Origin of the sequence: Vibrio sp. S17_S38 (assembly GCF_014694375.1) — a bacterium.
In the GTDB taxonomy this organism is placed as follows: domain Bacteria; phylum Pseudomonadota; class Gammaproteobacteria; order Enterobacterales; family Vibrionaceae; genus Vibrio.
Genome location: NZ_JAAUWW010000013.1, coordinates 59,245 through 72,714 on the forward strand (window position 1 = coordinate 59,245; position 13,470 = coordinate 72,714).

Consider the following 13,470-nt stretch of genomic DNA (forward strand, 5'->3'; position numbering starts at 1 on the left):
TTATTTAGATGAGGTCAAAGAAGTATTCATACTATCAGTCATTAGAATAAGTAAAAATCGATTGTTTGGAGCCTACAGATCGGATTTTCCGATCTAACATGTGAATGATTCGATATTGATAGCACAATAAATTTGATGAAGTGATTATGAACCGATTAAATTTTCCCCCGTAATTAAACACTCAAATAATTTATACGTTGAATCTAAGTTTTTACTCCGATGTTGAGCGCATAAACCCAACCCCTATATGACTACCAGTAACTTTAATCGGCCCTTCCCAAGAAGGTATCCAAAAAGGCAACCATAATTCATTTTCAATCGTTTGAGTGATTAAGCTAATATTGTACTTAGGTATTTCGATTACCCATCGAAGTGCTAATGTTTTACCATTTAAAAGCGTTGCATTCTCTAAAGGATAAAGTCGAATTTCGTCATTAGAGATCTTAGTAACAGACCCGCTTCTATCGGCAAGCATGCCAGTTACGAACTTCATTTGATCTTGTTTGTGATATTGATTTAAAACTAATACTCGACCATCAGTCAAATGAATAGAAAATGAATTTAACTCGAAACCATTTTCTGGTAGTAAATCATTACCCCATTCTTTATCTATCCACGCTAATCCCTGCACCATCACACTTTTACCATTAAGATTTAATGTGCCTTTGGTCCTTAAAAAAGGGGCACTAAACTTATAACTCACTTTAGCTGGGATATTATGCAGCACGCTATAGCCTTTATCCCCAGGTAAAACATAAGGGCCGTAAGCTTCTGATTTTAGATCAACAGAAAAATCATCCGTATGTGCTGATAAATAATTTGGCAGTGCAGTATTATTGCGTGATTGCAACGTCCAGTTATCAATCCAAAGATGAAATGGATCCATAAACACACCAGCTTGTCCTACACCGCCTCTAGCAATTCTTTGCTGCGACCATGACTTTCCTCCTGTTGAAACAACAAGTTGAGCAGTATAAATTTGTGTGTTATGCCACCCCACACCATTTTCATCGCTATTGGCAACACGATAAACCAGAAATTGGATGCCATAGTCTTTACCATCAGAACCTTTTACATTCGCTCGATAATGCCAAGTTTCATAATGAAAACCAGTGTGCTCATTCATGTCGCTTGCAACAGAAACTGCTTGTCCAGGCACGACTGGTTCAAAAATTAATGCTTCTTTCTTCACATTTGAGTTGATAGCTGATTCAGGTTGGGTAGTGATTAGGTGTTGGAAGAAAAAATAGGTAAGCAACCATAGACTAAATACGACAATAGCAGACAAACTCACAAGTTTAATACACAACCAATGCTTCTTAGTCATGATAATGAGCCCCTTAATAATTTCATAGGTGTCGTTTTAACCATTAACCATACTGGCCAAGCACCTGCAATAAATAAGGTCAATAATGACCATGCAAAAGTTGATAAATATTGCCATGGTAAAATCTGCAACTGCATTGTCCACCCAAAAGCACTTTTCAACACTACGTCAACCATTAACTGAGCGAGAATAATGCCTAATGGCAATGCAATAAAAGCAGTAAATAGCCCTATAACCAATAATTGCAGAGCACCAAGTAGCACTAATTCCTTTCCTGAAATACCAAAGCATCGTAATAAAGCGACTTGCCTTTGCCGTGAGATCTCACCAGCTACTGTTGAAAAAAACAATCCAAATATAGCAATAAATAAGGTCAACTTACCTAGAGTGTCGGCAACTTTAAAGGTTTGATCAAACACCATCATAGCCTGATTATGCATCATCATATTGTTATAAATACGATCTGTTGAGAGACTAAACCTATGCTCAATTCGTTGTGTAAAATCAAGGGTATTAACTTTAGAATTCAATACTACCCCTAATGCGACATTTCCCCCTTCAGGAAAAATCTTACTCCACATATGTTCAGAGATAATGACCTGCTTATAAGGATTACCATAATCATAATAGATGCCGAGCACTTGCCAATTATGCCCTAAGGGTTCAGGTAAAATAATACGATCACCTGGATGCAGGTTTTCTTTCAACGCCATCGATTCGCTGACCATTACGCCACGAGAATTATGCAGATGCTCCCAATAATCGGGTACTGCAAGCTTAACCGTTAAAGCCGTCTGCTCACCTTCCGAGCTCCCCGAACTCACAATTTGTAAGCTTCCAGTATCCGTTTGAAGCGATTTCTCCCAACGCCACCATACATTTTTCACTTCAGGTTGAAGAGGCAACCATTGTCCAATTCGAGCAGAAGAAGCAATCGTTGGTGTGATGTATAAATCGGCGGATAAGCGTTGAACTAACCATTGGTCTGTCGTTTGTCTAAAACTTCCTACAACAGTTTCCACACCAATATTGGTTGCTAATGCCAGCATAAATGCCATGGCAGCCACACCGCGATAACTTAAACTCGCACCAAGATCTGAAAAGAACCAACGCACTTTGACCCAAGGCATCGTGAATGAAAAACTTAAGAATAATCGCCATAAGAAAAACGGCATCATCAACCCGACACTCACTAATAATAATGCAATCAGGGTGAAACCTTCTGCTTGAGATTTCGTTGTTTGATATAAAGCCACCGCTGCTACTATACAAATACAGGCAAAAATAGCTTGTAATGTAAATTCACGGCCAGCAAAACGAATCAAAGATAGCTTTGATGCCAATCGAATAGGTTGTGTTCTAACCAACCGAACCAACGGCCATGCACAAGATAATAGACAGCCAAAAATAGACATTAATAAACTGTATTGACTCCATTCCCAGTTCCAATCAATTTTTAACCCAACATCGGCTTTATATAAGTCACTTAAACTGGCAGATACTGATGGCATTAACCTATTGGCAAGCTCTAGGCCTAGCATCGTTCCACTGACCCAACCAACCAAAATCCAGCCACTAATTTCTAATAATAACGCTTTCGTTAATTGCCAGCCTGAAACTCCCGTTAAACGAAGAAGTCCAACTAAAGGTTGTCGTTGAGTAAAAGACAAAGACATTGCTTGATAAAAAATAAATAGGCCGACTAAAAAGGATAGCATCCCCATTGCCGTCAAGTTCATATGAAAAGCTTTCGTTAATGCTCCCAACTCTACCCGAGTATTACGATGCATCGAAATACCTTGCGGCAAGAATTTTCGCAATCGCTCTAGCTTATCTGGAGACATCGCACTGCATGCCACCATATCGAATCCACCACTTGGATTAAGTTGACGAAGTAGCGCAATATCAACCACTAAACGCGAACCAGAAATCCGCTCCATGGTATCTACTTTTATCGGACCTAAGGTTTGCCCACCATGAAGAGGTATATAGTCTCCATCATCAAGATCTAAATATGTCGATAACTGACGACTGACCAATACAGGATATGGAGGGCGCATCAAAGAAAGAATATCGACTTCAGAAAGTGGTTTTCCTGAACGAAAAGACATCATAGAAACAGGGTCAAAACCAACAATATTAAGTTGCGTACCTTTTTCTGTCGAAACACGATAAGTATCAAAAGGTACACATTGATTAAAACCATTACGGCGTAATTGAATATAAAGCCCTTGAGGGATCTTATTACCTGAATGTTTGGTTTGAATACGATAAGGCAAAGGATTAGAAAAAAGTTTTTCGCCTTGAGCATAACTTTGTTTTGCGTGGTAGTTAACCGCAAGCACCCCGACCAATAAGGAAATGCCGAGTGTTAACCCTAGCCAAACTAATAATATTTGAAAAGGATGACGACGATAATGGCCAAGTAGAGCTTTAGCTACGGGCCATAACATTGAGTTGCCCTCCTTGTAAACGGACACAACCGTTTTCTAAATGCAAAGCCACCCTTTCAGAGTGCGTGACCAATAATAATGTGCAATCCATTTTGGTGGTTAAGCTGATTAATAAGCGCATCACCGCTTCTGCATTTTTTTCGTCAAGACTTCCAGTCGGTTCATCTGCAAGCAGCAAGGATGGCTCCATATATAAAGCACGAGCGATCGCGGCTCTCTGCTGTTGCCCACCAGACACTTCTTCAGGATAACGACCAAGTAACGGCATAAGATCAAGCGAGGACAATATTTGACGCCAAAGTTTAGGATCTTCAGGTAAGCCTTTTAATTGACGGCAGAATCGGATGTTATCGGCAATATTAAGAGTGGTTAGGAGATTAAACTGCTGGAATATAAGACCGATATTATTACGACGAAAAGCCGTTCGTTCTCTTTCAGCGGCCGAGTGCATTGGAAAATCAGAAAACCAGATATCACCTGAATCACAAGAATCAAGACCTGCGATAAGATTCAATAATGTACTTTTCCCTGACCCACTTTCACCCATTAATGCTAACTGATCGCCACGATTTAATGCTAACTCTGCCCCTTGTAAAACAGGAGTAAATACCCCCCCATCCATATAGCCTTTACAAAGATTTTTAAGCTGTAACATTACATTCTCGCCGTTATCGTTTATCCGTGAGGAAATCTACACCAATTATCTTGCTTTAGAAAGCCTATTAAACAAAGGGAAATAGTGTATGGTCATTTAAAAAATTGAATAGTTAATCAAAGCTACATATATCAAGGCTTAATTTCAGCGGTCTAATACGATTTCTAGATTGACAGCCATGGTATCTCAGCCAAGGATTTACCTACATTATCTGGAAATACCACGTACTCTCCATGATATTTTACAATAGATTTATAATCCGTTTGCTTATGCAATAGAAAACCACTTTTACTTGCTTCTTCAACAAATGCAACATGGTTACCTCGGACATAAAAACTCATTGGTTTAGACAAATTTTCACCATCAAAACACTCTTCACATTGTTTAGCACATAAAACGAATGAATTCGGCTGATCTGCAAAAACTTGGGTTTTTTCGGTTAATTCGAACTCATTCACCACTTCCCAACCTTGAGCTTCCATATGATCCATAAATATTTCTATTTGCTTATCCGTTACCGGTTTTGGTTCATGACCAATAGGATTTAGTCGATGGTATAACGCGGAAATACGTTCAAACAAACTCACTAACTCGCTGCCTGCTCCTTTGCTGCGACTTAATTTTTGCCAGCGGATCAAATCATTTTTAACACATCCATCAAAACATTGAGATTTAATACTTTTTGTGACCCAACGTGATAGAAAGTGAGTGTTGGTAATAGGTGTATTAGCAAGTTTTTTTTTCTGATGAAGATCTCTTAACTCAGCTAACGCGCTATTAACAACATTTTGAATTTCTATAGAATATTGCATCGTTCTCACTTCTCTATTATTTCTTGTATTAAATTAATCGGGATATAAATGGTTAAGCGTTACGACTCAATAGCCAATATGAAGACAATGACAATATGGCACAGCCAAACATAGAAAATACCATTGGCCATAAATATCCACTAGGCAGAATCGCAATCATCGCACTTACTATTGCACCAATACCAAAACGTAATGTTCCAGCTAATGATGATGCCGTGCCGGCCATCGCAGGATAATTATTTAGTAATAAACCCATTGAGTTACTACCAATAATTGAAATCGTACCCACAAATAAAATGACACTTGGTACTACTCCCCACAAACCCCAATCAAATACCCAACTCACAAATAAAGCTACTCCAGCAATAGCTTGGCAACTTAACCCAAATCGCAGCATCCAATGTGAGCCCATTTTTCGCACCGCTCTACCATTAAAACTGGTCATGAGAACCATACCAATAACGTTAAGTGCAAATAAGTAGCCAAAAGACTCTGGTGCCACACCGAAAATATCTATATAGACAAACGATCCTGCGGTAATAAAAGCAAACATACCAGCAAATGAAAAAGCACCACAAAAAATCAAACCAAATGAAACTGGGTTAGTAAATAATTTATAGTAATTTTTCAGTGTGGTTTTAAAGCGTAATGGCTGCTTATTTTCTGGTGCTAACGTTTCCGGAATTTTGATAAAAACAGCCACCAAAACCAAACATGCCACTATCGCCAAAGCTGCGAAAATTGAACGCCAACCGAACCAAACGGCTAAATGCCCGCCTATCATTGGTGCCAATAATGGAGAAATAGTAATAACAAGAGTAATAAAAGACATCGCACGAGCAAAATCTTCACGGTTAAACATATCACGTACCACCGCTTGGATAACAACAGCGGATGCTGCGCCAACAAAACCTTGGGCAAAACGAGTATAAAGCAAAGCATCAATATTAGTCGTGGTTGCACACACTACAGAAGTAATTGCGAATAAAACCGTACCAAGTAACATCACAGGGCGACGGCCATAACTATCGGCTAAAGGTCCATGTAATAACTGACCAATCGCAAAACCTGCCGTATAAGCCGTTAATGTCCCTTGGATTAGGCCGTTATCTACACCAAAATCCTTTGCAATAGTTGGCATCGCGGGTAAATACATGTCAATAGCAAAAGGCGTAAGTAAACCGATAGATCCTAGAATAAGAAAAAGAACAAAATGGCTTTTAGAATCTTGTTGGGACATAGAACGCCTTATAGAAAATAAGAGAAAGCAAATAAGTGCTTGGGACAAAAAAACAAAGGCTCCTTTATACCGCAATAACATTTACGATAGGAGCCTTAGACATCGGGATGATTACCCGATCGATTGAATTTCTTCGGTAGTTAATACTCGATATTCACCTGGCTCTAAAGTTTCATCTAATCCAATTTGACCAATAGATTCGCGATGCAGACGCTCAACTTTATTACCCAATGCGGCAAACATACGTTTCACCTGGTGGTATTTACCTTCGCAGATAGTGAGTAGCACTTCATTTTGAGAAAAATCGACCACCTCCATCTTAGCAGGTAAGGTTAAGCCTTTCTCATTATGCAATTGAAGACCAGTGGTTAGTTGCTCTGCATAATCGTCCCCAATCGCTTCTTCTAACCAGACACGATAAATTTTACTGCATTTACGTTTTGGTGATGTGATTTTATGCGACCATTGACCATCATCGGTAATTAACACAAGACCGGTGGTATCAACATCCAATCGGCCAGCAAAATGCAGTTTATCAATTTTTATTTCATCTAATAAGGTAAAGGCTGTCGGATTGGTATTATCTTCATGCGAACAAACAAAACCCTCAGGCTTGTTGAGCATAAAATACCGTGGCCCCGGCATAGGTAAAACCCGCTCCTTCCATTCTACTTTAGAAAGCTCGGTGACTTGGACAGAAGCAACCTTGATAACCTTATCATCAACGCTAACTTCACCACGACGCAGTAAAATAGTCGCTTCACGACGAGTTACCCCTAATGTTTCACATAAAAATTTGTCTAAACGCATGTATACCTCGAATTAATTGATGGTCATTATAAGCGTCTTTAAGCAAAGAGTTGAGCTATTTCACAATCTTTACAAAAAAAGAGTGTTTTTAGGTACGGACACTATTAGAAAACCAATATTAAGGTGAAGAAAAATCCACCATTTTATACAAGTAATCAAACATGATTTTTTAATGCCAATAAAAATACATTTCTATTTATTGAAATAAACTTGATTATTAAGATTCAAATTTCAATATATAAAATTATCATTATTCAGCACCACATTATGCTGAAATAAATAGAAACATTTTTTATATCGAAAAATAACCACCTAGACTTTAGTCTTAGCCCGCTTTGATTTCACCCCTCATAATAAGACTTAAGTCTAAAGACATAAATTCACCATATTTTGGTTGGAAAATAATCTATTTGATTTTATCAATATAAACAACAACCTAAACTGGTCCTACCTGTTTAATTAAGTTTAATAACAAAGAACACTAAAAGTATTAACCTCGTAACACTTTTGAAAAACAAAATACACACAATCAATAATTAGTAATAATATTATTAACAACTGCTGACTCGCAGCAGAGTTATAAAACAAATAATAATGTGTAAGGGATTAAGCATGAAAAAAACACAATATTCACTATTAGCAGTTTCTATTTTACTTGCATCGCAAGTACATGCAGCTGGCTTCCAAGTGGTAGAACATTCTGCATCCGGTTTAGGACGAGCTTTCTCTGGCGATGGTGCTATTGGTGATAATGCCACAGAGATGTCCGCCAACCCTGCCGTTATGACATTATTTAAAAAAGCACAATTCTCTGGTGCGATCTCAGTTATTGATCCTGAAATCGATGTTTATGATGAAACCAATAGCCAAGGCGCGAATGATATAGCGCCAGTTCAATATGTCCCAGCGGCATATTTTGTTAGCCCTATCAATGATCAATGGGCTTGGGGAATTGGCATGTTTACCTCTTATGGTGTGACAACCGATTACCCAACAGATATCGCAGCAGGCGATATGGCAGGCAAAACATCTTTAATTTCTTTTAATATCAATCCCAATATTGCCTATCGAATCAATGAACATTTTAGTGTTGGCGCCGGTGTTAGCCTTGTTTATGCTCAAGCTGAACTAAAACGAAGCCAAGGTGCGATCAGTGCACTAACCGGTGGTAGCGCTTCTGACCCATTAATATCCATGAAAGGCGATACGTTCGGCTACAACTGGAATGTCGGTGCCCTTTTTGAAATTAATGAAAATAATCGTTTTGCCGCGTCTTACCATTCTTCTACCGAGTTAAAATTTAAAGACGGTGATTTTAAAGATTACACCGGAGCAGTATTAGGTGCTCCGGGGAAAACCGATGCTGATTTAGAGATTGATCTGCCTGATGTCGTCGAATTGTCGGCTTTTCATCAACTCAACAACCAATGGGCTATTCACTATAGCTGGCAGTGGACTAACTGGAGCAAATTCCAACAATTAGAGGCCACGAGTGATAATTGTGCTAACGGTGTTTGCTTTACAAAAACAGAACATTACGAAGATAACCAACGTTGGTCGATTGGTACCACTTTCCAACCAACAGATAGTTTAATTTTACGCGCAGGTTTTGCGTATGATGAGCAAGCAGGAACTGCGACATTAAGTATTCCCGATACCGACCGTTATTGGTACACAGCAGGTCTGACTTACTTTTGGACGCAGGATCTTTCATTCGATGCTGGCTTTGCGTACATAGACAGTAAAGACGGAAAGTTTGATGAAACCAATGCTCTAGGCCAAACCTATAATTTCAAATCAAGTGGCCCTGCGTACATTACCTCAGTCCAAGTTAACTACTCATTTTAAGTGAAGGGATATATCACATGAATAAATATTTAAAGCTTACTGCCCTTTGCTCGGCAATGTTACTGGTTACCGCATGTGGGAACGAAAAAAGCAGCACTGGTACCGATAGCAGCACTCAATATGAACCTTATATTAATGCCTCTTTAGCGCAAAAAACTAAGGTCGACTTTACTCTACAAGGCGCTAATGCAAGCGTACCTTTGCCAACCTTTATTCTGATGAATCAAAAAGATGGCACATTAGAGATCCCAACAGGTGGCGACGATAGTTTATCAAATCCAAAAGCGGCGCTTAGCCAAATGGATGGATGGTCAACCACCGAACCAATGACGATTCCGTTTAAAGGTGCGGGGTTTACTACTGGAGTCCAAACTTCTGGTGTTTATATTATTAAACTCAGTGAGAGCTTAACGGGCTCGCCAACACCAACTGGGATATTAAAACAAAACACCGATTTTACGGTAGTAGCACAAGGCAATAACTTAAACATTATATTTAGTAAGCCTTTAGAAGAAAAAACGAATTACGTCGTTGCTATAACGGATGATATTAAAGATAAAAATGGCGATTCGGTTGGGATGTCTTCGTCTTATGCCACTTTAATTACCAAAACCAAAACCTTTACTTCTGGTTCATTAGCACAGCTACAAAAAGTATTAAGCGGCATTGGATCAATTGTTGAAGGTACCAAAGTGGCCGACTTGAAAAAGGTCGTTTATTCTACTTGGTTCACCACTCAATCTGTTGGTGATACTTTATATGCAACCAAGGCAGCGGTTGCAACTGGTCTTGCATCTAAACTAGCTGGTGGTAACGGTTTAGGCGATATCTGGAAAGGCAGTGCCAACCCAAATAATGTTGATTTAAGTGCTGCGTATACATTAAGTATCACTAGCTCTGGTGATTATGACGATGTACTTAATGACGATGAGAATTTTTCAACTTACATAGATCCAACAGGCGCAACCCAAACAGCTTTAAACTCTCAAGCGGCAGCTGCTGCTGTTACCGTCTCTAAAGGAATCGTGAATCTGCCGTACTTCCTAGAAAAAGGCGCGACTTGGAATAGCCAACCTTTCCAATCGGCCATGCCTAGTCTTGCCATTATTAAAAATGCTTTAGAAGGTGATGATAGAAGTACTGTCATCCAACAGCTTGTTGAAAATGGTATCGATCCAGCCAAGCTGTTTACCGATGCAACCGAACAGCTCAAGCTTATTGGTGTAGATTTAAAAGATGATTCCGGACAACCTTTAGATCCCGAGCGTATTATTACTCAGTACAGCCCTGTGCCTAAAATTAAGTCGTTAGAAGAAGTCCCATTTTTACTCTTTACGCCAAAAGGTGCCGCAGTTGGATCGACTCCAATTGTCATCTATCAGCACGGTATTACTTCTGTCAAAGAAACCGCTTATGCCTTCGCTGCTAATATGGTTGCAAGTGGAATTTCAGTGATTGCCATTGATCACCCACTGCACGGTCAGCGTTCTTTAGATGCAAAACGTTCTGCTAATGTAGACCCAACCGCTTATATTAACTTAGCCTACTTGCCTGTTGCTCGTGACAATGTACGCGAGAGTATTCTCGATATTATTGGCTTACGTGCCGCGCTTTCGGTTACCGCTAAAACATTACAAGCAAAGCCTAGTCTTGGTGCCACCATTAATTTTGCAGAACTAACCAAGGTCAATTTTGGTGAGCTACCGCGCTTTATGGGGCACTCACTTGGTGGGATTGTTGGGGTTTCTGCGGTTGCAGCAGCCAACGAAACATTAGGTAATGCAGATGCTGATCAATTATTTAGTTTCAGCTCAGGCGCTTTTGCTAATGCTGGTGGTCAAATTGCACCGTTGCTGATTAATTCCGATACTTTTGGCCCTGCGATTAAAAAACAAATCGGTGATGCTGCCACTATTGCCGCCTTCTCTTATGCGGCGCAAACCGTGTTAGATACGGTAGATCCTATCAATACGGCAAGCTATATCGACCCTGCACTTCCTGTTTATTTAAGCGAAGTAGATGGCGATAAAGTGGTACCGAATAAAGTGGCAAATACCTTCGCAGGTACGGAACCTTTAGCGCTTACATTAGGGTTAACAGCAACCAATGCAAGTAATACCGCCGTTGACGGCACTCGTAATTGGGTACAGTTTAATAACGGTGCAAGCCACAGTACAGTTATTGCACCTACCAGTGATTTCAGTGATCTTAGCCAACATACTGAAATGCAAACAGAGCTAATTGATTTCTTATTAGACAACCAACTTACTGGTGTGAGTGATACGACGACTTTAAAATAAGCATTGATATAAAGTACGAACCTTAATCCCTATCCTATAGCCCATTCATGAGTGGGCTTTAATTTTTTGTTTAAAGTAAAATACTCCTATTTAGGCTTTTTCTAGCAATATGACCTAAAGCCAGTAAACTAAACCTATTCGCCACCTTTCTTATCGTTATTGCACCCATGTTCACTCTACGCCCTTACCAAGCTGACTCAGTCAAAGCCGTAATTCATTACTTTAGGCACAATAGCGATCCTGCCATGATCGTATTGCCCACTGGGGCTGGTAAAAGCTTGGTCATTGCTGAATTAGCTCGTTTAGCCAAAGGGCGAGTATTAGTATTAGCGCATGTGAAAGAATTGGTTGAACAAAACCATGCCAAATATGAAAGTTATTCCACGCCAGATCGCCCAATTAAAGGTTCGGTATTTTCAGCAGGCCTTGGTCGCAAGGAAACCGAGCAACAAGTTGTATTTGCTTCCGTTCAATCCGTGGTGCGAAATTTAGATTCGTTTGCTAATCAGTTTTCATTACTCGTTATCGATGAATGCCACCGCGTACCAGATAATCCTAAAAGCAGTTATCGTAAAGTTATCTCTCATCTTCAATCGATAAATTCTGGTATTAAAGTCTTAGGGCTCACCGCAACCCCTTATCGTTTAGGCATGGGCTGGATTTATCAATATCATGTGCGCGGAAAACGTGGCCAAGTCAAATCACAAGAACCACGCTTTTTTCGTGACTGCATCTTCGAACTTCCGATTCAGTATCTACTCGATGAAGGCTTTTTAACACCAGCTAAAATGATTGACACGCCAGTATTAAGCTATGATTTCTCCCACTTAAAACCTGCACTGGCAGGGCGTTATAAAGAATCTGAATTGGATTTAGTGATCGAACAATCCAAACGTGCAACACCACAGATCGTGGCACAAATCATTGAGTTATCCAAAAATAAACAAGGCATCATGATCTTTGCGGCTACCGTTCGCCATGCACAAGAAATCTTAGGGTTATTGCCGTCAGATCAATCTTCGTTGGTGATCGGCGATACCCATCAAACTGAACGCGATCGCATTATTAATGCATTCAAAAATAAGCAAATTAAATATTTAGTCAATGTTTCCGTTCTCACGACTGGATTTGACGCACCACATGTCGATTTAATCGCGATATTACGCCCAACCGAATCGGTCAGTCTATATCAACAAATCATTGGGCGCGGACTTCGTTTAGCCGATGGAAAACAAGAATGCTTAGTGTTGGATTACGCTGGCAACAATTACGACTTATACCAACCAGAAGTAGGCGAACCAAAACCAGACCCAAAAAGTGACACCGTAACCATTCCATGCCCCGCCTGTGGCTTCAATAACACCTTTTGGGGCAAACTCGATAGTAATGGAATGCTGTTGGAGCATTATGGACGACGCTGCCAAGGTTATTTTGAAATATTAGATAACAGTGACCAACCAACAGACGAAAGAGAACATTGCGGCTATCGCTTTAAAGCTAAGTTTTGTGGGGAGTGCGGTGCTGATAACGATATTGCAGCGCGTATCTGCCATCAATGTGATGCCACGTTAGTTGACCCAGATAAAAAGCTGCGCGATGCACTCAACCTGAAAGATGCGTTAGTCTTCGAATGCACCGATATGCAACTCGATGTTCATAAAGATGCAAATGGTAAATCTCAACTCAAAATCACTTACTTAGGTGATTCAACTGAGGAAACGAAACACTCTCAAGTGCATGAATTTTGGCCATTAACCACAAAAAAACAAAAACAAAATTTTGCTAACCAATTTGTACGTCCCCACCTTGCAGACAGGCACCGTCCCTTTGAGGAAAGCTCTCCCACAAAAGTCGTCAACCATCAACATCGGTTCCGGTTGCCACTATTTATTATTGCCAGAAAATCAGGTCGCTTTTGGAAGATAAGAGATAAGGTTTTTGCAGATGAATTAAATTAAGCCGCTATTTTAATTTAAATATTATCTACCAATTAGTCGTCATAAAATATTATTATGTGATCCAATT

Annotated in this window: 9 protein-coding genes; 3 read left to right on the forward strand and 6 right to left on the reverse strand. The window is 39.8% G+C overall.

All coding sequences use genetic code 11. The features are described from left to right. Positions 1-211: 211 nt before the first annotated feature. The 6 genes from HC725_RS11300 to rsuA form a co-directional block, all read right to left on the reverse strand. Entirely contained in the window at positions 212-1,327 is a 1,116-nt protein-coding gene (locus tag HC725_RS11300; protein WP_190331926.1) for a lipocalin-like domain-containing protein, read from the reverse strand. Continuing rightward, positions 1,324-3,780: an ABC transporter permease gene (locus tag HC725_RS11305; protein WP_190331927.1), complete on the reverse strand. Its 2,457-nt coding sequence runs from the start codon at positions 3,778-3,780 to the stop codon at positions 1,324-1,326. The genes HC725_RS11300 and HC725_RS11305 overlap by 4 nt, the downstream gene beginning before the upstream one ends. Beyond that, the gene (locus HC725_RS11310; RefSeq protein ID WP_190331928.1) at positions 3,761-4,435 is read right to left on the reverse strand and encodes an ABC transporter ATP-binding protein; all 675 of its coding nucleotides are present in this window, start codon (positions 4,433-4,435) and stop codon (positions 3,761-3,763) included. The genes HC725_RS11305 and HC725_RS11310 overlap by 20 nt, the downstream gene beginning before the upstream one ends. A gap of 164 nt (positions 4,436-4,599) precedes the next feature. Beyond that, complete coding sequence (locus tag HC725_RS11315; RefSeq protein ID WP_190331929.1) at positions 4,600-5,247, reverse strand: DUF2913 family protein; 648 nt, start codon at positions 5,245-5,247, stop codon at positions 4,600-4,602. Between the two features lie 52 nt (positions 5,248-5,299). Next, complete coding sequence (locus HC725_RS11320; protein WP_190331930.1) at positions 5,300-6,487, reverse strand: Bcr/CflA family multidrug efflux MFS transporter; 1,188 nt, start codon at positions 6,485-6,487, stop codon at positions 5,300-5,302. A gap of 111 nt (positions 6,488-6,598) precedes the next feature. Continuing rightward, entirely contained in the window at positions 6,599-7,297 is a 699-nt protein-coding gene (gene rsuA, locus HC725_RS11325) for a 16S rRNA pseudouridine(516) synthase RsuA (protein ID WP_190331931.1), read from the reverse strand. Between the two features lie 612 nt (positions 7,298-7,909). On the opposite strand from rsuA, the gene HC725_RS11330 reads away from it, so the two are divergent. The 3 genes from HC725_RS11330 to HC725_RS11340 all read left to right on the forward strand — a co-directional run bounded on the left by HC725_RS11330 (position 7,910) and on the right by HC725_RS11340 (position 13,403). Next, positions 7,910-9,145, forward strand: coding sequence for an outer membrane protein transport protein (locus tag HC725_RS11330; protein ID WP_190331932.1), 1,236 nt, complete (start codon positions 7,910-7,912; stop codon positions 9,143-9,145). A gap of 17 nt (positions 9,146-9,162) precedes the next feature. Next, entirely contained in the window at positions 9,163-11,445 is a 2,283-nt protein-coding gene (locus HC725_RS11335) for a VolA/Pla-1 family phospholipase (protein ID WP_190331933.1), read from the forward strand. A 167-nt stretch (positions 11,446-11,612) separates the two neighbouring features. After that, positions 11,613-13,403: a DEAD/DEAH box helicase gene (locus HC725_RS11340; RefSeq protein WP_190331934.1), complete on the forward strand. Its 1,791-nt coding sequence runs from the start codon at positions 11,613-11,615 to the stop codon at positions 13,401-13,403. The last annotated feature ends 67 nt before the right edge of the window (positions 13,404-13,470 follow it).

Bases quoted from the DNA above. Each gene is read 5' to 3' on its own strand.
- HC725_RS11340 (WP_190331934.1), top strand. From the start codon at position 11,613: ATGTTCACTCTACGCCCTTACCAAGCTGACTCAGTCAAAGCCGTAATT.
- HC725_RS11335 (WP_190331933.1), top strand. From the start codon at position 9,163: ATGAATAAATATTTAAAGCTTACTGCCCTTTGCTCGGCAATGTTACTG.
- HC725_RS11300 (WP_190331926.1), bottom strand. From the start codon at position 1,327: ATGACTAAGAAGCATTGGTTGTGTATTAAACTTGTGAGTTTGTCTGCT.
- HC725_RS11315 (WP_190331929.1), bottom strand. From the start codon at position 5,247: ATGCAATATTCTATAGAAATTCAAAATGTTGTTAATAGCGCGTTAGCT.
- HC725_RS11305 (WP_190331927.1), bottom strand. From the start codon at position 3,780: ATGTTATGGCCCGTAGCTAAAGCTCTACTTGGCCATTATCGTCGTCAT.
- HC725_RS11310 (WP_190331928.1), bottom strand. From the start codon at position 4,435: ATGTTACAGCTTAAAAATCTTTGTAAAGGCTATATGGATGGGGGGGTA.
- rsuA (WP_190331931.1), bottom strand. From the start codon at position 7,297: ATGCGTTTAGACAAATTTTTATGTGAAACATTAGGGGTAACTCGTCGT.
- HC725_RS11330 (WP_190331932.1), top strand. From the start codon at position 7,910: ATGAAAAAAACACAATATTCACTATTAGCAGTTTCTATTTTACTTGCA.
- HC725_RS11320 (WP_190331930.1), bottom strand. From the start codon at position 6,487: ATGTCCCAACAAGATTCTAAAAGCCATTTTGTTCTTTTTCTTATTCTA.